Below are 20,581 nucleotides of genomic sequence, written 5' to 3' on the forward strand. Positions count from 1 at the left end.
TCTTATTTTTGCCCAAACCTTACCTATTTCCCATGAATGCAAAAAATCCCACCACTACTCCAGCTTGGGGTAGATTGGTTGATCTTTCTGAAAAATACAAATCCCTTTCCATCCCACATCTTTTTGAAAAGCCTGAGCGATTTGAGCGTTACAGTTTACTGCACGAAGACGTGTTGGTGGATTTTTCCAAAAACCGAATCAATGGGGAAATTTTTTCAGCCCTGATGGACCTTGCCAGGGAGGCAGACCTCCACGAAGCAATTGAGCAGATGTTTGGCGGCAGCCCGATCAATCAGACTGAAAACAGAGCCGTTCTTCACACAGCCCTCAGAAATCGATCCAACCATCCCGTCAATGTAGAGGGTAAAAATGTGATGCCTGAAGTCAATGCCGTTTTGGCACAAATGAAGGCTTTTGCTGACCAGATTCATGGCCAAACCTGGCTTGGCTACACTGGTAAACCGATCAAGTCATTGATCAATATCGGTATAGGAGGATCAGATCTCGGTCCGGTAATGGTCACCGAAGCCCTCAAGCCTTTTCAAAACCCTAACCTGGAGATCTTCTTTGTATCCAATGTGGACGGGACACATATCTCCGAAACGCTTAAGAAAGTCGATCCGGAGACCACCTTGTTCTTTATTGCATCCAAGACTTTCACCACCCAGGAAACCATGACCAATGCCCATACCGCGAGATCGTGGTTTTTGGATCAGGCAAAAGATGAATCTGCGGTTGCAAAGCACTTTGTGGCTCTTTCTACCAATACCAAAGCAGTCGCCTCTTTCGGGATTGATACAGCTAATATGTTCCAGTTTTGGGATTGGGTAGGCGGAAGGTATTCCTTATGGTCTGCCATTGGTCTTCCTATTGCCTGCGTGATTGGGTTCGAAAATTTTGAAAAGCTCCTCTCCGGTGCTTATTCCATGGATGAGCATTTCAGACATTCGGTGTTTGAGCGCAACATTCCTGTGGTCTTAGCCATGATTGGGATTTGGAATACCAATTTCCTCGGCGCTGCTTCTGAGGCGATTTTGCCGTATGATCAATACCTGCACCGCTTTGCTGCTTACTTTCAACAGGGAAATATGGAAAGCAACGGTAAGTATGTGACACGCGATGGTCAAAAGGTCAACTATACTACCGGACCGATCATCTGGGGCGAACCCGGCACCAACGGGCAACATGCATTTTATCAATTGATCCATCAAGGTACGCACTTGATTCCTTGTGACTTTATTGCTCCTGCCATTTCTCATAATCCTATCGGAGACCACCATCAGAAGCTGCTGTCCAATTTCTTTGCGCAGACCGAAGCCCTGATGAAAGGAAAGTCTCTGGAAGAAGTCAAGGCAGAGATGGAAAAGGCCGGAAAGTCGGCAGATGAAATCGAGAAAATCGCTCCTCATCGTGTATTTGAAGGAAATCGTCTTACCAACTCCATTCTGGTGAAAAAGATCACACCATATACCTTGGGACAATTGATCGCCATGTATGAGCACAAGATTTTCGTTCAGGGAGTGATTTGGAATATTTTCAGCTTTGACCAATGGGGTGTGGAACTTGGGAAAGTATTGGCCAACGGAATTCTTCCGGAACTGTCCGGTGAGGAAGAGGTGAAATCTCATGACAGCTCCACCAACGGGCTGATCAATGCTTATAAAACTATGAGAAAAGGCTGATCAGGGAATAAAAATCCCATGAAGGTCCAACTCGAATAATTTCGGGGGAACATTCACGCCGCCAAGGCTGATGCCTTCTCCCGAAATTTTTGTTTCCGGACTATTCATGAAAACAATTCCCTCCGTTTGTCCAAGGTTGGCGGGACTTCCCAGAAAAAACCGGAACCCTTCAGTGCTGCCGATATTTGCTCCGCCAAAGGAAGGAAATGTCCAAATAAACGAACGGGACAATATTCCGCTGTTTTCATAGCCAAGAAGAACCAGATTTTTGCCGTCAGCGCTGATATCCGCTGCGGTGATGAGGCCTTGGGTATCTACATTTCCCACGAGGTTTGCCACATATTTTCCGGGAGATTCGGGCAAAGTGTAATGCTTGGTCCGGTTATCCTGCCAGTTTTTCGAAAACAGATGAAGCTGTCCATTGGCAAAGGCCATGGCTTCACAATCAAAATTGTGAGCATTGACCCCGGGGTTGAATTGAACCTGATCCGGATAGGAAAATTCGATCAGGTCCGCATGGACCGAATTTTGAGAAAGGAGAGCCTGGATGGAGATTTTCAGGATACGGAGGTTAGTTCTGTTCCCTGCATTATTTCCAAAATCTCCAATAAACAAATGTGTCGAGCTCGTGGCCAAGTCTTCCCAGTCTTCGTTGGAGGTTCCCTCGACCCGAATCGTTCGGTTCACCGCTCCAGTTTGGGGATTGAGTTCATAGATTTCAGCCGGGTTGCCACCGTCATTGATGGAGAAAAGCTTTCCCTGAATCCAAGCCAAACCGGATGTTTCCCGTTGACTGGAGGGCAGTTCTACCTGTGCGTAGGAGATGAGTTCGGTAGGATATCCTTGAGCGGAAAGGGTAAAGTTTCGCTGGTTGATGGAAAAGTCCTTGGGAAGAAAGGTATCCGGATCACTGTCACCCGCCAATCTGAATTGGAATTGATTATGAGTAAACGGAAGGGGACTGACCGGAATTCGAATTTTTTTGCCGGATGTGAATGTCATTTCGACTTTCGAAATCCCACTGCCCGGTACATAGCTGTAATAGAAGCCTGATTTTTCAAAAAAAGTAGATCCAGTCGATCCGGTTAAATTTGGCGGATTCGCCAGATTTCTTTTCGAAAATGTCAGCAAGCCATGGGAAGCAAAAGCTTTAGCGATCAGACTGGAGGTAGGTGTACTTATTTGAAACTCTCCTTTCAGTGTAATGGGAAGAAAAGCTGACCCGGTATTCGATTCCGCACTTTTGCCCTCATAAGTGTAGGATCCATAGGGAAGTTCTGTCGAATAAGGAGTGGTGAATTCGTTGGGATTGATGCGCAATTCGTGAGTTTTCCCGGATTGAATTTCCCTGAAAACCATCGCAATTTCTGAGGGATAACTATGTGTCCAAGTAGTAGACGCCTGCAATCTTCCTCCCGGTGTCGGCGTAGTAGCAAGCTCCAAACCGGTAATAGTCATCCGAGAGATATCCTCTTTTGGTTTTTCATCTTCTTTGCAGAATTGGAGAAAAACAAACACGCCAAGAAAAAATAATTTTGACCTCATGATGGAATAGTAAACTCTAAAAACAACATTATTTGAGCCAAAATAAGTCGGATTCACCTTTTTGTGAAATTTGAAGAAACTATTTGTAAACAATATCACCCCGCTAAAAGTTGGATTAACAAAATATTCCTGGGTATGAAAGAACTGTTAGAGGGTATAAAAAGGAATGGGAATGGGGAAAAGAAAATTTTCCACCACGAATCCAAATTATTGGTTAAAGATGCTGTTTTTGTCCGTCACGAGGGAAATCTTATCAAGGTAAAGTACGAAGATATCCTCTGGCTTAAAGGAGATGGAAACTACACCACATTAATTACCAAGACGGCTGTTTTCTCTGTGAGAAACATCCTAAAGGAATTTGAATCGGTTTTGCCAACCGATCAATTTTTGAGAATTCACAAAAGCTACATCGTCCAGATTTCGGAAATCGTCTCCATCAATCCCAAAGAAGTTAAAGTGGGAAATGACTTGGTGCCAGTCGGCCGGACTTACTACCATCAGCTCATCAGCGGGATTCAGAAGGTAGGCAACCTCGGGGATTAAATCCAGAGTAAACTGCTGTCCCCGTAGCTCAAGAATCTATAGTTTTTATCAAGTGCCTCTTGGTAAACATTTCTCCATTTGCCCCCTAATATCGCGGATATAAGTAAGATTAAGGTGGATCCCGGCTGATGGAAGTTGGTGATCAAGCCGTCCACCAGTTGAAATCGGTATCCCGGAAAAATAAAAATCTCCGTCGTCCCCATAATCGTATCCGTGGCTCGGATATTCATTTCTTCAATAATGGCCTGGAGTGATTGCTCCCGAGAAGGAACATGGTGATGGCTTGCATAAGGGTAAAGCTTTTCGATTTGGAAATCACTTCCTTTTCTTTCGATCAACTTCACGCCATACCAGTATAGACTCTCCAAGGTCCTTACAGAAGTGGTTCCCACAGCGACGATTTTTCCGGAATGGGAAAGGAGTTTTTCGACCGTTTCCCGCTTGATTTCCATCTGCTCGCTATGCATGGGGTGCTCAAGTACATTCGCTACTTTGATCGGCTGGAAGGTGCCCGCGCTGACATGAAGAGTGACCTCTGCTTCCTCAATACCTTTAGTCCGAAGTTTTGCGAATACTTCTTCCGTGAAATGCAAACCGGCCGTAGGGGCTGCTACGGCGCCTTCTTTTTTGGAATAGACGGTCTGATATCTTGATTTATCATTTGCTGTTGGTTTGCGGTTGAGATAGGGAGGGAGGGGTACTTCTCCACTGGCTTCTACCAAATCCACAAAAGCGATCTCATAGTTTTCCCAAGTAAATTCGACCTGCTTATTTTCACGATTTACAATTCGGGCAGAAAGGATGACTTCTCTGCCATTCACTGCTATTCTTCCTTTCAGGACTTCTCCATCCTTCCATTTTTTGGCATTCCCGATCATGGTTTCCCAAGTGACAGGATGCTTTGCCAACATGATTTCAGGTATGACCGTAGTGGGAGCCACAGGTTGAAGCAGGAAGATTTCGATTTTTGCCCCGGTTTCCCGCTGGAAAATCAATCGCGCAGGAATTACCTTGGTATTGTTATACACCAATAGCGTATTGCCAGGCAAAAGCTCTGGGAGATCGAAAAAGTGATAATGGTCAATTTTCCCGTTTTGATAGTGAAGGAGTTGGGAGGCATCCCGTTTTTCCAGAGGGAACTTGGCAATTCGCTCTTCGGGAAGTGTATATTCGAAGTCTTTTAGGTCGATCTTTGGAATTTCCATGAGATAGGCTGATTCGGCTGCAAATATAGCCAACCCTTTTATTCCAATTCCGGTTACTCAGAAATGACCCCAAGCTCTACCATTAAATTTTCTTATATCAAGAGAAACCTGATTTTCAGGTTTGATGCGGGCACTTCCCGAGGAGTGTTGAAAACCCGCGAGGTGTATTGGATTAAAGCTATCCATGCTGATCACCCAGAAGTCGAAGGATGGGGAGAGGCCGCTCCGTTGGTGGGGTTAAGTCCGGACTATAGCCCTGATTTCGAGAATTTCTTGGTGAAAATGCTCCAGACGGCAGAAAATCAGCCGTGGTCGCAGAGCGGGAAGGAAATCATAGACCAAGTCAGATCAATGGTCCCCTTTGAATTTCCCTCCATTCGTTTTGGGCTCGAAACTGCACTTTTGGATTTGATCCATGGAGGGAAGAAGAAAATTAGTTCCAATCCATTTTATGACCTGAATGAGCCGATTCCAATTAATGGACTGATCTGGATGGGAGACCGGGATTTCATGCTGGAGCAAATCGATCAAAAGCTGACAGAAGGCTTTGACTGCATCAAGATGAAAATAGGAGCCATAGATTTTGAGCAAGAAATCGCACTGTTGAAATATATCCGGAGTCGATTTTCCCCTGAGGAAGTAGTGCTAAGAGTAGATGCGAATGGTGCATTTTCAAATCAGAAAGCTTTAGAAAAGCTCCGTCGGCTCGCTGATTTGTCGCTGCACAGCATCGAGCAACCGATTCCTGCCGGAAATTGGAAAGCGATGCATCAACTCTGCCAATCCACTCCCTTGCCCGTTGCATTGGATGAGGAATTGATCGGAGTGAAGGAAAAGGAACAACTCCTGGATACGATTCAGCCTCAGCATATTATTTTGAAACCTACCCTGCTAGGTGGGATCCAGGAGACCCAAGCGTGGATTGGTCTTGCCGAAGAAAGAGGAATTGGCTGGTGGATGACCTCTGCTTTGGAAAGCAATATCGGATTGAATGCCATTTCCCAATTGGCATCATCTCTTCATCCAAGTATCCCTCAAGGATTGGGGACGGGCAAACTCTACCTTAATAATCTGGAATCTCCTCTCGAAGTACATTCAGGAAAAATCCACTATAACCCATCCCTCCCTTGGGAGTATCCCGCTTAATTGGGTAATCGATGCAGATAGACGGGTTTGTGGACCGTGGCTTTCCATGGCGTGAGGCTGAGTGTGCCTGAGACTGCATCCCTTTCGAAAATCACAATATCATTGCTGGCCTGATGTGCTGACAGCAGGTATTTTCCGTCGTCAGTCAGGTTGAAGTTTCTGGGTATGATGCCTCCTGAAGGGATATTTTGGATTCTTACATATTCTCCGTTCGACTTTTTTGCAAAGACCGAAAGGGTATTTGCCTCTCCTCGGTTGGATACATAGACGTGTTTTCCGTCAGGGGAAAGACGGATTTCTGCGGCACCGACTGCGCCCTCAAATCCTTCATCCAACAGGCTGAGTCGTTGCTTGGGAGATAGAACTCCATTTTCGTATGAAAACACATCGAGCATGGCGCTCATTTCTTCTACCACCAAGACTTCCTTCCCATCGGCAGAAAAGGCCAAGTGTCTCGGGCCATCGCCGGGAGTCATGGGTAACTCGCCGGAAAGGCTCAATGGAGCGGCGATTGAAGGATTGAAGTCGTACACATAGATTTTGTCTGTGCCCAAGTCAGCCACTAAAACCCGCTTTCCCTCCCGGTCAAATAGCGTGGAATGCACATGGGGAGCTTCTTGTCGGGACTTGTTGACGCTTTTGCCTGTATGTTGGATTTTTTGGACAAAATCCACCTGGCCTCCTTGACTTACCCGGAATACACTCAGACTTCCTCCGGTGTAGTTACTTAGGATCAAAAAATCCTCGTTCGGAGAAAGAGCAATATGGCAGGGATGGTCCCCCTGAGAATCGTCTTGATCAAGTAAAGCCAACTCATTCGTTTCCGGATTTCTGGAAAAGCTCAAGACTTTACCCCCTTGAATCCCCGATTCCTCTTCAAGTGAAAATACTTTTTTCCCATCCTTACTGGACACTACAAAGGAAGGATTGGCAATCCCTGCTGCGATTGTTTCGATGGTCATGAGATTTTCATCCGGAGAAAAATACAAGTAGTTGATCCCGTGGTGGATCGAATCGGTATAAGTGCCAACCAAGAATTGGTAACTTTTAGGAGTAGAAACGGAATTCATGCTTTCAGGCTGGGTTTGAGAAGGCGTGCAGGCTGCAAGTAAAAGCAGAAAGAGTAGGGAAGGTGCGAGTTTCATAGCCTGAAAATAGAAAAAAATCCCGGTGTTTTTCTTTTTGCAAAAATCAAGAAAACAGCCATTTTAGATAGTGAAAATAAAATTTTGGATTAAAAAAATTACTAATAATTCAAATTTTTGTCATAAAGATAGAATAATTGCTAATTTGCTTATCCTATCAAACCAAGACCCTGATGCACCAGATTTACGATACGCAGGTTGCCAAGCGATTTACCATATACAACAGCCTGTTCTTAGATCTCCCTTTTGATGATATCTACGTCACCGGCACGCTGTTACCTTTTTTGGGTAGGGCTTGCGAGACAGGCTATGCCTCTGGCAAAACTCCCAGACAGATCATTGATGGTTTTTTTGAAGAAATGATGCCGGGGCAATCTGAAAAAGAGAAATATGACTTTTTGTTTCAGATGATCCAATACGTGGAGCGTCAGGTCGTGTTGTTTGATTCAATTGAAGATGCGGCTTACGAAAAAATCAATGATATCTCGGGAAAAGGCTCGGTAAAGGCCCTGATCAATCGGGTAGAAAATGACCGGAAAAAGGAAGCCCTTATCCAGAAATTGAAGAATTTCTCTGTCCGGCTTACGCTTACTGCCCATCCCACCCAGTTTTATCCGGGTAACGTCCTGGGAATTATCACTGACCTGGAAAGTGCCATTCGAAACAATGACTTGGAGAGCATCAATTTGCTCCTACAGCAATTGGGAAAGACCGGATTTATCAACAGAGAAAAACCCACTCCCTTTGACGAGGCGGTCAGCTTGATCTGGTATTTGGAAAACGTGTTTTATCATGCCATTCCGGACATCATCATCCGCCTGCTCAAAGGATTGGATCAACCACTCCATTCCTGGGAAAACCCGGGGATCTTGAAAGTGGGGTTCTGGCCAGGCGGGGATCGGGATGGAAATCCGTTTGTGACCCACGACATAACTCTTCAGGTGGCTGATCGATTGAAAAAATGGCTCATGCGCTGCTATTATCGGGACCTGCGAAAGCTCAGAAAACGTCTTACTTTCAAAAATGTCGAAGAACTGATCACCAAAGCGGAAAGAGGGATTTATTTTACCTTATTTGAAAACAAGGAAGTTTATTCCTCCAAAGAAGATCTCCTGGCCATCTTATTGGAGGCCAGAGAGGCTTTGATTACCCATCATGACGGATTGTTTTTGGATTTGCTGGATCAGTTTATTCTGAAAGTTAAGATTTTCGGATTTCACTTTGCGCATATGGATTTGCGACAGGACAGTCGAAAGCATGACGGGTTTTGGGAAGAGGTATTCACGATTCAGGGAAAGGAGTTTACGGGCTCGGAGGAAGAATTGATCTCCAAAGTGATGAAAACGAAAGGATTGCCGGCTTTGGACCATTTCGAAGAGTCCTTCCACCGGGAAATGCTCCAATCGATGGCTTCCGTAAAGTCTATCCAAAAGAGTAATGGAGAGGAAGGGCTTCATCGCTACATCATCTCCAACTGCCAATCCGTGCTGCATATACTGGAGGTTTATCAAATGGCCAAACTGACCTTTGGAGTAGAACATGGAAAGCTCCCCTTGGATATTGTGCCGCTTTTTGAGACGATAGATGATCTGGCGAGTGCACCGGAAATCATGACCAAGCTCTACCAAATGCCAGAATACAAGCTCCACCTTCAAAATCGGGGTTGGAAACAAAACATCATGCTTGGATTTTCGGACGGGACCAAAGATGGAGGATACCTTAAAGCGAACTGGTCCATTTTGGAGGCAAAGGAAGAATTGACCAGAGTCTCCCGTGAGCATGGGATTCAGGTGGTCTTTTTCGATGGTAGAGGAGGTCCCGTGGCGAGAGGGGGAGGAAACCTGCATAATTTCTATGCCTCTCTGGGTGAAAAAGTGGAAAATTCGGAAATCCAGGTCACCATTCAGGGTCAAACTATTTCATCCAACTATGGAAAAATTGTCTCCTGTACATATAATTTTGAGCAATTGCTCAGTGCAGGACTAGAAAATCATCTCTATCCCGATGCAGAGAAAAATCTGAATGAATCTCAGCGTGAATTGATCCAAGCCTTGGCAGATGCGGGATATCAAGCTTACAAGCAATTGAAAAGTCACCCCAAATTTGTCCCTTATTTGGAACATGTGGCGCCGCTTAAGTTTTTTGGAATGACCAATATCGGGTCTAGGCCTTTGAAGCGGGGAGGAGCGTCAGGATTGAAATTTGAAGACCTGAGGGCCATTCCCTTTGTTGGTTCTTGGGCGCAGATGAAGCAAAATATTCCAGGATTTTATGGCGTTGGTACCGCCTTGGCCGCTCTGGAAAAGGAAGGGAAAATGGAAGAACTCAAAAAGTTATACCAAGAAAGCCTGTTTTTTCGGACTTTGTTGAGCAATTCCATGCAGTCGCTGAATAAGTGTTTTTATCCTGCTTCTGCATACCTCAAAGAAAATCCGGAGTATGGAGAATTTTGGGGGATTCTGTATCAGGAGTTTTTGCAGTCTGTGGAGAAATTAAAGGAAATCTCCGGTATGCAGGAATTGTTGGAAGACAACCCGGTTTCCAAAGCTTCCATCGAGATCCGCGAGCGAATTGTCCTTCCGCTGATCACGATTCAGCAGTACGCCATCCAATGTGGACTTGAAAATGGCTCATCTACTGCCATTTTGGATAAACTGATTCTGAGAACTATGTTTGGGATCATCAATGCCATGCGAAATGCCGCGTAAATTTTGAATCAAAAAAGGTGGTTTAAAAGCCACCTTTTTTGGTTGGAGTTAGGCTAGCTCAAAATGACTCATTGATATTCAGATAAAACCCTGAATTTCCTTTTTGCCCAAAGGCATAATCAGCCGCGATAGTGGTTCTTTTCTCCTTGTTGATCATCACTCTCAATCCAACGCCGTATCCGGGGTTGATTTTTTCGAATAGTTTTTCGCTGAAATCCTTAGGTCCCATCATTTCCAATGGCCTACCTCCACTAAATGTCGCGCTGTTTACAAAAACAGTTCCGCCAAAAGTTTCTTTGGATTTTTGAAGCGGGAATCTCCATTCGGCTTCCCCATACACCATATTAGCCCCTCTGAATCTTCCCTGGGCATAGGCGCGACCACTCCGGCCAAACATATCCCAACCGATTGAAGGGAGGTTCATATAAGGTAAATCACCAGAAATCAAGAAATTGCCCATAGCCCAAACTCCGATTAAATTCCGCTTTCGTTTTTGATCGAGATTGAAATAATGTCTGTAGTCCAAGAGCAAGGTGCTTGAGGATCGGTCCGAACCTAAAAAAGTCGGGTTGATTTTATATTGAAACCAGGCAAAGTTTTTTTCATAAGGAGATACAGCTACGTCTCGATTGTCCATGACTGCATTAATTGTGATTCCGGAAAGGGTATACCGATCGGAGTCGAAACCTCTGGAAAGGTTGTATTGGTCGTGGGCAAATAGATTATCGGGGTCAGCCGATTCGTTGAGGAAGTTTTTGATCCGGGTATGGATGTCGAGGTGATAACCCATTCCCAGATAAAAATTTGAATCTCCAATTCGTTTCAAAAATGCCTCATAGAACCGGATCAGAGTGAAATCCATCTGTTGTTCGCCCCAATACACTCCAAATCTGTTGGGGTTTTCCGAAAGTTCGTTTGGTGTAGAACTTCCCAAACCAAAGGTGGGCTGTGAAGTCAGGAAGTATCTCCAATCTCCGATCAACAAGGCGCTGTTGTCGGATAGATAGATATTGTGCCGAGAACTGAAAATCCATTGCTTTTTCGTGGTATAGAGAAGGTTTCCGACCAGATTGGACATTTTGGTGGTTTGTGGGTTTCCCATGTACCAAGTAGCCGAAGGCGCAAAACCAAACATCCATCCATTGGCTGGATTGGAAGCAATAGCCGGAAGGGGGATAAAACTAAAGTGGTAAATTTTGTTGGGAGAGTAAGAATCGACAGTGTCTTTTTGCGCGTAGCCAGAGAAAGAAAAGGTCAATAAAAAAGCGAGATAAAGGCTGGATTTCATAGGCTCAAGGAGGGGCTGGCTTCCTGACTTAATTCTAGGTATTCTAGCATTCTGGATCAAATTTAATTTTAGTGAATTTCACTCCTTTGATAGGGTTTACTTGCATTTATTGCAAAAGGAAAATCGCACAAAAGACCTTTATCTTCTACACTAAATAGAGGTATTTATAGAGAGAAGATTAAGGTTTATATAGAAATTCTAAGATCGGATGGGATAGGGCAGGATTGCATGCTCCCGAAAATCGGGTATTTTTTGGTGCCTAATTCCTAAAGCATTTCCCGATATGACCCTCACGCCTTCCCCCACCTACAATCAAACCTACATCTGGCTGATATCGCTCACCGCAGCATTGGGAGGATTTTTATTCGGCTATGATTGGGTGGTGATTGGTGGAGCTAAGCCCTTTTATGAACCATACTTTGGGATCACTTCGGTGGAAGATCAAGGCTGGGGAACCAGTTCGGCTTTGGTGGGATGCATGGTGGGGGCGGGGCTGTGTATTTGGATCAGTGACCGATTGGGAAGAAAGCGACTGCTGATATTTTCCGGCTTTTTGTTTTCACTTTCTGCATTGGGTACCGCCTTGGCCGAGACCTTTTGGGCTTTCAACCTGTATCGAATTGTGGGAGGAGTGGCCATGGGAATTGCGTTGAATCTTTCTCCACTTTACATCTCCGAACTGGCACCATCTGATAAGAGAGGCAGGCTGGTGACGATCAATCAGCTTCTGATCATGTTTGGCGTATTGCTGGCACAGCTGGTCAATTGGCAGATTTCCCTCTTGGATACCCAACTTTCGGACCAGGCGGGTTTTGACGAAATCGCCCAAAGCTGGAATGGTCAGGCGGGCTGGAGATGGATGTTTGGCGCGGAGTTGATACCTGCCGCTTTGTTTTTTGTATTGATGTTTTTTGTTCCGGAGAGTACAAGATGGCTTGTGAAAAACAATCAGCTGGATGAGGCAAAGAAGATATTGACCAAAATCGGGGGATCACAGTATGCCGAATCATCAATTCAAGAGACAAGGTCCACCTTGTCTGGGGGCGATTTGGGACAGGTCAATCTGAAAGAACTTTTTCAAAAAAATATCCTCAAACTTCTTGCAATAGGCGTCTTTTTGGCCTTTCTCCAACAATGGAGCGGCATCAATGTCGTGATCTATTATGCGGCAGATATCTTTCAGGCTGCCGGCTATAACCTCAAACAGATGATGCTCAACATTGTCGTGGTAGGAGGAGTGATGGTACTTTCCGTTTTCGTCACTCTGGCTACCGTGGACCGGTTCGGGAGGAAGCGGATTCTTTTGGTATGCCTTGCAGCAATGACGTTTTTGTATGCAGGAATCGGCTATTCATTTTTTGCCGAAGTTGGAGGCTCACTGGTGGTGGTATTGGTATTGGCCAATGTGATGTTTTATTCGATCTCCTTGGCTCCCTTGCTTTGGGTGCTTTTGTCGGAGATATTTCCCAATAAGGTACGGGGAGCAGCCATTTCTGTCGGTGCCTTAGCGCATTGGGTGGGTAATTTTACACTCACCTATTTCTTTCCTGCCATCAAAGAAAATCTGGGCTGGGCGAATAATTTTTGGCTTTATGGAGCAATATGTGCCTTCGGCTTTTTGGTAATCTGGGTCGTTTTGCCTGAAACCAAAGGGAAATCCCTCGAAGAATTGGAAAAAGAATTGGGAGGGTGAGATCTTCAATCACCTTGGATTTCAGACTTTTTTGGTGGATTATTTGAGGATTTTTTTGACGAGTTCTCGTTTCACAAAAACGATAAAAAACCAGGAGATCCAGGCCGCCAAGGTACCCATTACTGCCCCTAAGAGGATATCCCAGGGATAATGTACGCCTAGATAGATTCGGGTATAGCTCACGACAAAGGCATACAGGTATAGCCAACGAAGTCCTTTGATTTTACCTTTCAGTTTCCGGTTGAGGAATACTGCCAACCCAAAGGTGTTTGCAGCATGAGAGGAGACAAAACCATATAAGCCTCCACATCTTCCATAATTATGGATGATGCCTTCCCATCGGGGATCGTGGCAGGGGCGGAGTCTTTCAAAGAAAGGCTTCATCAATCCGGAAGTCACTTGGTCTGCGATAAGTATGGTCAGCATGATCCCACCAAAGACCCACCAGGAGTTTTTGGGGTCAATCCGGTAAATTTTGTAAATCAGAAAAAGGAAGAGCGGGAGCCAGGTAATGGTCTCGGTCATTTGGAAAATAATCGGATCCAAGGCTTCCGAATGGAAGGAATTCAACCAAAGAAAAAGGTCTTCATCCCACTTTTTGACTGTTTCGATCATGATTGATAGGAAAGCCAGTCCAACCCTTTTTTGAGATGCTTGAGGGTAAATTCCTCCTCGCTTCCTGGCCTGGGCTGATGCATATAGGTCCATTCGGCCTGTGGAGGCATACTCATCAAAATACTTTCTGTCCTTCCGTTGGTATCCAATCCGAATTTGGTGCCTGCATCCCATACCAGGTTAAACTCCACGTAGCGACCTCTTCTTAGATTTTGCCATGCTTTTTCCTCCGGACCAAACGGAAGCTTGGCATTTTTATGCATAAAATAGCCGTAAATCTCAGGGAATAATCGGCCAAGCGCCAGACTGAAATCGAGGATAGCCTGAAACTGACCATCAGATGAAGCGCTCAACCTATCGTAAAAGATACCTCCTATACCCCGTGTTTCGTCCCGGTGCTTGAGGTAAAAGTAATCGTCTGCCCAATTTTTAAACTTCGGATAATACTCTGAATCAAAAGCATCGCAGGTTTCTTTGAGTTTTTGATGAAAATAGGCCGCATCCTCAGGAACGATGTAATGGGGGGTAAGGTCAATTCCCCCACCGAACCAATGTATGCCGTTTTCCATTTCAAAATACCGGATATTCATGTGGATAATCGGCACTTTGGGACTGAAAGGATGGAGCACAATAGAAACTCCTGTCGCAAAAAAGTCAGCTTGATCCAGCCCCAGTTTTTGCAGGATTTTTTCTGGAGTCGCTCCATGAACCGCTGAAAAAGCAACTCCTCCTTTTTCGATGATCGCTCCATCTTGGAAAATCCGGGTTCTCCCTCCGCCGCCTTCGCTTCTTTCCCATCGGTCCTCGATAAATTTCCCCTGGCCATCTCTCTCTTCCAAGCCTTTGCAGATATACTCTTGCATTTGCTGGTAGATTAGGGCTATTTCCTCTTTTGTTTTTCTGCTCATTAGATCAATTTCTCAGAATGGATATCCAATTCCAAAGTTAAATACCGTTTGTCCTCTTTTGCCGAATGGCTGTCTGAAACTGAGATTATCCAGCACCCATCGGCTCCCTTCGGGCTGCGAGGGATCAATGGCTTTGGTCGCCAAATCCAAGCGGATGACCAGAAAGTCAAAGTCCATCCGGATACCCCAACCGGCTCCCAGCGCAATTTCTTTGTAAAACCGATCATATCGGAAATCTGCCCCGGGTCTGGCTGCATCTCGGCCAATCATCCACGCGTTTCCGGCGTCGATAAACAAGGCCATGTCAAAGTACCCGAAAAGCTTTCTCCTGTATTCAAGCATGCTTTCCAAAATCATTTCGGCGGGCTGCTCGGTGGTAAAGTCATATTCACCCCTTGTACCTCTCGTCGGGCTATAGCTTCCTGGTCCCAATCGCCGTGCCTGCCAAGCCCGAATACTGGTTCCACCTCCTGCAAAGAAATACTTTTCATAAGGCAAAATCCCCGCACTGACTCCATACGGTCTAGCCATTCCAAAATTGAAACGATAGGCAAAAGTCTGTTTTTCATTTACGGGGTAATACCTCCTGAAATCAATTTGTCCTTTTAGCCATTGGAAATTGGCAAATTCGATTCCCGGTTCATCGTTGCTTTTTACGTTAAAAAAGTTGAGGGAGGTGCCTCCACTTTCCCCAAATACTCGGAGCAATGCAGCTTTGCGGGTTTTGAAGTCACCATATCGATTAAAATTAATAATCGTCTGACCCGAAAAACTGCTTATAAATGAGGGTAAAAAAGACCAAATCAGGTTATTCCCTTCCTGCTGAAGGTTGGTGAGGATTTGTGCAAACTCATTTTGTATAAATGGGGTCCGGATATAGCTGATATCAGCGGCATTGACCGTGAAGGTTTGCCGGTTGTTTTGGGTAGACCAATTGTAGGCCAACAGACCATTAATGGCATTTCTTCTGTATTCGGGACGATTGGTAAACAAATAACCAAACTGAACTCGGGTATTTGGATTGTATTTCCCGAATTTTTGTAAGGAGCTGGGGGCAAAGGGGATTAAAAAACGCGGAAAAATTACAGAAACAGAAGTATTTAGTTCACTGCTTTGATAGACTCCTTGACCTGTGGCTGAAGCGACACCTTCCAGTCCAGCCCTGAAATTGAACTCTAAGATTTCACCTGCTCTGAAAAAGTTTCGATTACGAAGGGCCGTGCTAAAGAATGGACCGGGAAGCTGCTCTGTGATCGTCATCCCGAGCTGATTGGTCAGTTGATATTTTTGGTTGGGCTGCGTAAATATATTGGCAGTCAGTGAGGTGCCTAAGGTATCGAAGGTAATGTTGACGAATCTGAACAAATCCAGATTGTTCAAAAGCCGTTGGGTTTCAATGGCTTTGGTCCGACTGTATGGAGCCCCTTTTTGCAGTTGAACACGTGAGGCAAGGATTTTGGCCGAGTATCGGTCCCGATAAAAAGAGAAATTGATATGGTTATACCGGGTTTGTACTCTTCGGTCTGCGAATTCATCACTGGGAGGATTGATTCGAAATACAATTGAATCCAGGGTATAGACTTCATGTTTTTCCGAAAAAGTGGGTTTTTGAATGACCTGCTCCAATCGGATGGTTTTGGCAGCAGTATCCTGGTAGGCTATGTAATTGATATACGACCTCGAAAACATGTAAAAGCCGTTGTTTTTCAACAGTTCCTCAATTCGGTTTCGTTCAGCTGCAATATTATCCTGCACATAGATCTCCCCTTTCTTTATCAGCGAATTTTGGGGATTGAGATTGAGGATGCGTACAATTTCTTCGTTTTCACTTCGTGTATAGACCGAATCCAGTATGTAGGGTTTGTTTTCTGTGATTTGGTAGGTGACGAAAGCCTTCTGATTTTTGGTTTCCACCTCATAATTGACTTTGGCATCAAAAAAACCATGATTGACCAAATACCCTTTCAAATTACGATAGGTTTTCTCAGTCAGAGTACTATCCAGGATGACCACGGGGTTGCCTGTTCTCATCAGTGCGTTGCCAAATTCTAATTTCCTTTCCAGACCGGCGACCTTGGATTCTAATTTCTCTTCCTTTTTGCGGAGTTTGCGATCCAGGGGCAGTGAATCTTGTTGAATTCCGATTTGCCTAAGTTTTTCCTTGGTATCCGCCAATTTTTCAGCAACAGCGGTGCTGTCGTAAAAATTTCTCCCGAAACGATAAATCAAAACACCCACAGAAGTACCTAAAAATCGAGTATTTGGTTCTTGTTCGATCAATTTGAGGAGTTCTTCCTGATCGGATCTTTCCACCCCTTTTAAATCATTCTCATAGACGATATACTGGCCTTCCTCCAGGTTTTTAGTCAATGAGCAACTCAAGCATAACCAGAGCAGAGCAATAAAAAGTATATATTTGGAGGATTTCAAATCGGATTAAACTGAGGGAATGCTAAGCAAAAATACGGTTAAGTTTATAAAATCCTTACATCAAAAAAAATACCGAAGCGAAGCGGAGAGGTTCTTTGTCGAAGGGGAGAAAAGTGTGGTAGAGGTGTTGAACTCGGATTTCTTGACAGAATTACTTTTGGTGACAGATGATTTTCAGCAGAAATATCCCGATTTGATCCGTTCGTATAGCGGAGAATTACTCAACGTTACCCGGCATCAGTTGGAGCAAGTGGGCCTTTATCAATCGAATGATTCCGCTCTTGCCGTAGTGAGGATGAAAGCAAACGAGGCCTTTGTGCCTGATCCTAAGGAGCTTGTTTTGGCACTCGATGAGGTCAGAGATCCGGGGAATCTTGGGACCATCATCCGGATTGCCGACTGGTTTGGAATTTCCAAGCTGCTGTTTTCTCCTCAGACAGCTGAATTTTATAATCCCAAAGTAATCCAGGCTACCATGGGTTCATTCACCCGGGTCAAGTTTTTCTATGAAGACCTAGAGGAGGCTTTGTCCAGATGGCAATTGCCCGTGTATGGGGCATTTTTGGATGGGGAAAATATCCATAGTTTGGCCAATCCTCTCCCGGGAGTAATCGTGATGGGCAATGAATCCAAAGGAATCTCGGCGGAGGTTGAAAAGTGGGTAAGTAAAAAAGTGACTATTCCGGGGTTTGGAAAGGCAGAATCTCTTAATGTGGCAATTGCTACTGCGATTCTGTGTGACAATTTCAAAAGGCTTTTAGGTTCATGAGAGAAAAGCTTGGACAAACGCTTTCCAAAGTTGGAATCAATGGGTTTTTACTGGGCTTGTTTGTGGCTATAGCCCTTGCCTCAGTTTTCCCTGAGGTAGGGGCTGAGCAATCCGGTCTGCCTTGGAAGCCGGTCATCAATATAGGAATTGGCTTGGTTTTCTTTTTTTACGGAGTCAAACTTGATCCCAATCAACTTAAAGCAGGGCTTTCCAATTGGAAACTCCATCTCCTGATCCAATTGTCGACATTCTTATTGTTTCCCGTTCTGGTATGGGTAATGATGTCAGTGATTCCATGGATCAGTGAGGATTTTAAGTTGGGGATTACCTATTTGTCCGCTCTTCCATCCACGGTGAGTGCCTCGGTTGTCATGGTATCTATTGCAGGAGGAAATCTCCCCGGGGCTATTTTTAATGCGAGTATTTCCAGTCTGTTGGGGGTGATACTGACTCCGGTTTGGATGGGAGTATTGGCGGGAGGTGTCGAGGGTGAGGTAGATTTTTGGACTACCTTGGGAGAGCTTTCGGTTAAAGTCTTGCTGCCTGTGGTATTGGGAATACTATCTCATGGTTGGCTTTTTCCGAAATTGAGCAAAGCCCTTCCCAAGCTGAAGTATGTGGACCAGACGGTGATCATGATGATTGTGTTTACGTCTTTTTCCGAGTCTTTTGCCCAAAAAATATTCTCTTCCTACTCCTTGGGAATCTTACTGAGTGTAGCCGTCACCATGTTGGCCATTTTTATAGGAATGATGCTTCTCTTACATTCTTTGAGTGTAATGTTGGGATTCTCTGTTCAGGATCGGATTACTGCCCTTTTTTGTGGCTCCAAAAAATCATTGGTTCATGGTGTAGTCATCGGAAAGGTGATCTTTCCTGATCCTGCCGTGTTAGGTTTGGTGTTACTTCCCGTCATGCTTTACCATATCCAGCAGTTGATTTTGGGTAGCATGCTGGCGGGCTATTTTGGGAGAAAAAATAAAGCCTGAAGGTGATCCAGGCTTTCAGGGTTGGACTTTATAGGTATTTGCCGGCAAGCTCTTCCACGAGATCCAAATAGGCTTGGGTAGCCTCTTCTTTAGACTTTCCTTTCAAAGTCAACCAGGCATTGTATTTGGCTGCTGCCTTAAAATCAAATCCTCCCGGTCTTTCTCCTTCATTATCCCCCTCGGTAGCCTGCTTATATAATCCGTATAGCCTCAACAGCTCCTCATTGCTGGGTCTTGTGGTAAATCTCTGGGTAAGAGATACTGCCTCTTCTAGTGTAGTTGGTTTCATGGTAAACTGAAAGTTGTGTTTTGAGTTTCCAAATATGAGGAAAAAAACAGGAATGAAAATAGCGGAAAAAGAAAAAACCAGCCTTCAGAAGGCTGGTTTGAGCACTCAGGATTGAGCTGATTATCTCTTGTTCATGCTAACGTAGTCTCTTTCGGTAGCTCCGGTGTATACCTGACGAGGTCTTCCGATAGGCTCACCGTTTTCTCTCATTTCTTTCCATTGAGCAATCCAGCCCGGGAGTCTTCCCAATGCAAACATCACGGTAAACATATCGGTAGGGATACCCAAAGCACGGTAGATAATTCCAGAATAGAAATCTACGTTAGGGTAGAGTTTTCTGTCTACAAAATACTGATCGTTCAAGGCGGCGTATTCCAGTTCTTTGGCAATGTCCAAAACGGGATCTTTGACGCCAAGTTTGTTTAGAACATCATCAGCGGCTTTTTTGATGATTTTAGCTCTTGGATCGAAGTTTTTGTACACTCGGTGTCCAAAGCCCATCAATCGGAAAGGATCGTTTTTGTCTTTGGCTTTGTCCAAATACTTCTTGGCATCTCCGCCGTCAGCTTTGATGGCCTCGAGCATTTCGATCACGGACTGGTTTGCACCACCGTGTAGCGGACCCCAGAGCGCATTGATTCCGGCAGAAATAGAAGCGTAAATAGATGCTTGAGAGGAGCCAACGATTCTTACAGTGGAAGTAGAGCAGTTTTGCTCATGATCTGCATGAAGGATCAACAATGCATCCAAAGCTTTGGCGACAATTGGATCTACTTCATATCGTTCTGCAGGTAGCGCAAACATCATTTTGAGGAAGTTGGAGCAATAATCCAGGGAATTGTCCGGATAGTTTACCGGGTGTCCAACTTTATTTTTATAAGCCCAGGCCGCAAAGGTTGGCATCTTGGCAATCAAACGAACGATACTGAGATTTACATCCTCAGCACTTGCATTTGGGTTTAATGAATCCGGATAAAATGCAGAAAGCGAACAGATCAAAGAAGAAAGGACTCCCATCGGGTGGGCATTGGAAGGGAATCCATCGAGTATTTTTTTGATGTCTTCGTGCACGAGCGTGTGCATGGTGATTTCTCTGGTGAAATCCTCGTATTGTTGTTGGGTGGGCAATTCACCATAAATCAAAAGGTAGGCTACTTCGATAAAGCTTGACTTTTCTGCCAAGTCTTCGATTCTGTATCCTCTGTATCTTAGAACTCCCTCTTCACCATCCAAAAAAGTAATGGAACTGGTAGTTGAACCTGTGTTTTTGAAACCTGAATCAAGGGTGATCAGGCCAGTAGCACTTCTCAGTTTCGCAATATCAATAGCAGGCTCGTTTTCGGTGCCGATGATCACCGGGAATTCGTATTCTTGCCCATTGTAGGACAACTTGGCGGAGTCAGACATAAATCGTTAGTTTGGATTCGTTTTAATTTTAAAAACTCTAAAATCGCGCTTAAGTTAATAAAATTGACCGTTTTTTAAGGATTTTATTCCACGACAGAACGCAATATTATTTGGCAAATCTCAGAGGGTTAGCATTGAATAATAACTTGTTGGAAATAAAGTATTTGCCCCCGGAAGGATTATAACTTGTCTTAATAGACATGATAAATCCCAGAAGCA

At 44.7% G+C, this 20,581-nt stretch carries 16 protein-coding genes; 7 read left to right on the plus strand and 9 right to left on the minus strand.

The features are described 5' to 3' along the window. The first annotated feature begins 32 nt into the window (after positions 1 to 32). Positions 33 to 1,682 carry a glucose-6-phosphate isomerase gene (gene pgi, locus CLV31_RS17265; RefSeq protein ID WP_111394324.1) on the plus strand — a complete coding sequence of 550 codons (1,650 nt, stop codon included), beginning with the start codon at positions 33 to 35 and terminating at the stop codon, positions 1,680 to 1,682. On the opposite strand, the gene CLV31_RS17270 is transcribed toward pgi, so the two are convergent. After that, on the minus strand, positions 1,683 to 3,227 hold the full coding sequence (locus CLV31_RS17270) for a hypothetical protein (protein WP_146250922.1): 1,545 nt from the start codon (positions 3,225 to 3,227) through the stop codon (positions 1,683 to 1,685). Positions 3,228 to 3,362: 135 nt separating this feature from the next. Here CLV31_RS17270 and CLV31_RS17275 point away from each other — a divergent pair, with 135 nt between their 5' ends. Continuing rightward, positions 3,363 to 3,770, plus strand: coding sequence for a LytR/AlgR family response regulator transcription factor (locus tag CLV31_RS17275; RefSeq protein ID WP_111394410.1), 408 nt, complete (start codon positions 3,363 to 3,365; stop codon positions 3,768 to 3,770). Here the strand turns inward: CLV31_RS17275 and CLV31_RS17280 are convergent. Further along, a complete protein-coding gene (locus CLV31_RS17280; RefSeq protein ID WP_111394326.1) occupies positions 3,767 to 4,975 on the minus strand; it encodes an S-adenosylmethionine:tRNA ribosyltransferase-isomerase in 1,209 nt (402 codons plus the stop codon). The two genes, CLV31_RS17275 and CLV31_RS17280, sit on opposite strands and share 4 nt — an antisense overlap. A gap of 63 nt (positions 4,976 to 5,038) precedes the next feature. Between CLV31_RS17280 and CLV31_RS17285 the strand changes: the two genes are divergently transcribed. Further along, positions 5,039 to 6,121: an o-succinylbenzoate synthase gene (locus CLV31_RS17285; RefSeq protein WP_111394327.1), complete on the plus strand. Its 1,083-nt coding sequence runs from the start codon at positions 5,039 to 5,041 to the stop codon at positions 6,119 to 6,121. Here CLV31_RS17285 and CLV31_RS17290 read toward each other — a convergent pair. Then, a complete protein-coding gene (locus tag CLV31_RS17290) occupies positions 6,118 to 7,266 on the minus strand; it encodes a lactonase family protein (RefSeq protein WP_111394328.1) in 1,149 nt (382 codons plus the stop codon). The two genes, CLV31_RS17285 and CLV31_RS17290, sit on opposite strands and share 4 nt — an antisense overlap. A gap of 173 nt (positions 7,267 to 7,439) precedes the next feature. Between CLV31_RS17290 and CLV31_RS17295 the strand changes: the two genes are divergently transcribed. Next, the gene (locus CLV31_RS17295; RefSeq protein WP_111394329.1) at positions 7,440 to 9,974 is read left to right on the plus strand and encodes a phosphoenolpyruvate carboxylase; all 2,535 of its coding nucleotides are present in this window, start codon (positions 7,440 to 7,442) and stop codon (positions 9,972 to 9,974) included. Positions 9,975 to 10,032: 58 nt separating this feature from the next. Here CLV31_RS17295 and CLV31_RS17300 read toward each other — a convergent pair whose 3' ends face one another. Further along, complete coding sequence (locus tag CLV31_RS17300; RefSeq protein ID WP_111394330.1) at positions 10,033 to 11,262, minus strand: BamA/TamA family outer membrane protein; 1,230 nt, start codon at positions 11,260 to 11,262, stop codon at positions 10,033 to 10,035. A 283-nt stretch (positions 11,263 to 11,545) separates the two neighbouring features. Here CLV31_RS17300 and CLV31_RS17305 point away from each other — a divergent pair, with 283 nt between their 5' ends. Beyond that, positions 11,546 to 12,955: a sugar porter family MFS transporter gene (locus CLV31_RS17305; RefSeq protein ID WP_111394331.1), complete on the plus strand. Its 1,410-nt coding sequence runs from the start codon at positions 11,546 to 11,548 to the stop codon at positions 12,953 to 12,955. A 39-nt stretch (positions 12,956 to 12,994) separates the two neighbouring features. Here the strand turns inward: CLV31_RS17305 and CLV31_RS17310 are convergent, their stop codons facing one another. The 3 genes from CLV31_RS17310 to tamL are packed head-to-tail and all read right to left on the minus strand — an operon-like array spanning position 12,995 to position 16,908. Continuing rightward, positions 12,995 to 13,570: a phosphatase PAP2 family protein gene (locus CLV31_RS17310; RefSeq protein WP_111394332.1), complete on the minus strand. Its 576-nt coding sequence runs from the start codon at positions 13,568 to 13,570 to the stop codon at positions 12,995 to 12,997. After that, positions 13,567 to 14,478 (minus strand): oxygen-dependent coproporphyrinogen oxidase, encoded by a 912-nt coding sequence (hemF, locus tag CLV31_RS17315; protein ID WP_111394333.1) that lies wholly within the window; start codon positions 14,476 to 14,478, stop codon positions 13,567 to 13,569. The genes CLV31_RS17310 and hemF overlap by 4 nt, the downstream gene beginning before the upstream one ends. Positions 14,479 to 14,490: 12 nt before the next feature. Further along, the gene (gene tamL / locus CLV31_RS17320; RefSeq protein WP_111394334.1) at positions 14,491 to 16,908 is read right to left on the minus strand and encodes a translocation and assembly module lipoprotein TamL; all 2,418 of its coding nucleotides are present in this window, start codon (positions 16,906 to 16,908) and stop codon (positions 14,491 to 14,493) included. Positions 16,909 to 16,927: 19 nt separating this feature from the next. On the opposite strand from tamL, the gene CLV31_RS17325 reads away from it, so the two are divergent. After that, positions 16,928 to 17,677 carry a TrmH family RNA methyltransferase gene (locus CLV31_RS17325; RefSeq protein ID WP_111394335.1) on the plus strand — a complete coding sequence of 250 codons (750 nt, stop codon included), beginning with the start codon at positions 16,928 to 16,930 and terminating at the stop codon, positions 17,675 to 17,677. Beyond that, positions 17,674 to 18,666: a bile acid:sodium symporter family protein gene (locus CLV31_RS17330; protein WP_111394336.1), complete on the plus strand. Its 993-nt coding sequence runs from the start codon at positions 17,674 to 17,676 to the stop codon at positions 18,664 to 18,666. The genes CLV31_RS17325 and CLV31_RS17330 overlap by 4 nt, the downstream gene beginning before the upstream one ends. Before the next feature lie 28 nt (positions 18,667 to 18,694). Here CLV31_RS17330 and CLV31_RS17335 read toward each other — a convergent pair whose 3' ends face one another. Then, complete coding sequence (locus CLV31_RS17335; RefSeq protein WP_111394337.1) at positions 18,695 to 18,955, minus strand: acyl-CoA-binding protein; 261 nt, start codon at positions 18,953 to 18,955, stop codon at positions 18,695 to 18,697. A gap of 120 nt (positions 18,956 to 19,075) precedes the next feature. Continuing rightward, the gene (locus CLV31_RS17340; RefSeq protein WP_111394338.1) at positions 19,076 to 20,362 is read right to left on the minus strand and encodes a citrate synthase; all 1,287 of its coding nucleotides are present in this window, start codon (positions 20,360 to 20,362) and stop codon (positions 19,076 to 19,078) included. Positions 20,363 to 20,581 lie beyond the last annotated feature (219 nt).

The organism is Algoriphagus aquaeductus, assembly GCF_003253485.1.
In the GTDB taxonomy this organism is placed as follows: domain Bacteria; phylum Bacteroidota; class Bacteroidia; order Cytophagales; family Cyclobacteriaceae; genus Algoriphagus; species Algoriphagus aquaeductus.

What these genes read in the sequence shown, in the direction of transcription:
- pgi (WP_111394324.1), top strand. Translation starts at nt 33, where the DNA reads ATGAATGCAAAAAATCCCACCACTACTCCAGCTTGGGGTAGATTGGTT.
- CLV31_RS17270 (WP_146250922.1), bottom strand. Translation starts at nt 3,227, where the DNA reads ATGAGGTCAAAATTATTTTTTCTTGGCGTGTTTGTTTTTCTCCAATTC.
- CLV31_RS17275 (WP_111394410.1), top strand. Translation starts at nt 3,363, where the DNA reads ATGAAAGAACTGTTAGAGGGTATAAAAAGGAATGGGAATGGGGAAAAG.
- CLV31_RS17280 (WP_111394326.1), bottom strand. Translation starts at nt 4,975, where the DNA reads ATGGAAATTCCAAAGATCGACCTAAAAGACTTCGAATATACACTTCCC.
- CLV31_RS17285 (WP_111394327.1), top strand. Translation starts at nt 5,039, where the DNA reads ATGACCCCAAGCTCTACCATTAAATTTTCTTATATCAAGAGAAACCTG.
- CLV31_RS17290 (WP_111394328.1), bottom strand. Translation starts at nt 7,266, where the DNA reads ATGAAACTCGCACCTTCCCTACTCTTTCTGCTTTTACTTGCAGCCTGC.
- CLV31_RS17295 (WP_111394329.1), top strand. Translation starts at nt 7,440, where the DNA reads ATGCACCAGATTTACGATACGCAGGTTGCCAAGCGATTTACCATATAC.
- CLV31_RS17300 (WP_111394330.1), bottom strand. Translation starts at nt 11,262, where the DNA reads ATGAAATCCAGCCTTTATCTCGCTTTTTTATTGACCTTTTCTTTCTCT.
- CLV31_RS17305 (WP_111394331.1), top strand. Translation starts at nt 11,546, where the DNA reads ATGACCCTCACGCCTTCCCCCACCTACAATCAAACCTACATCTGGCTG.
- CLV31_RS17310 (WP_111394332.1), bottom strand. Translation starts at nt 13,570, where the DNA reads ATGATCGAAACAGTCAAAAAGTGGGATGAAGACCTTTTTCTTTGGTTG.
- hemF (WP_111394333.1), bottom strand. Translation starts at nt 14,478, where the DNA reads ATGAGCAGAAAAACAAAAGAGGAAATAGCCCTAATCTACCAGCAAATG.
- CLV31_RS17325 (WP_111394335.1), top strand. Translation starts at nt 16,928, where the DNA reads ATGCTAAGCAAAAATACGGTTAAGTTTATAAAATCCTTACATCAAAAA.
- CLV31_RS17330 (WP_111394336.1), top strand. Translation starts at nt 17,674, where the DNA reads ATGAGAGAAAAGCTTGGACAAACGCTTTCCAAAGTTGGAATCAATGGG.
- CLV31_RS17335 (WP_111394337.1), bottom strand. Translation starts at nt 18,955, where the DNA reads ATGAAACCAACTACACTAGAAGAGGCAGTATCTCTTACCCAGAGATTT.
- CLV31_RS17340 (WP_111394338.1), bottom strand. Translation starts at nt 20,362, where the DNA reads ATGTCTGACTCCGCCAAGTTGTCCTACAATGGGCAAGAATACGAATTC.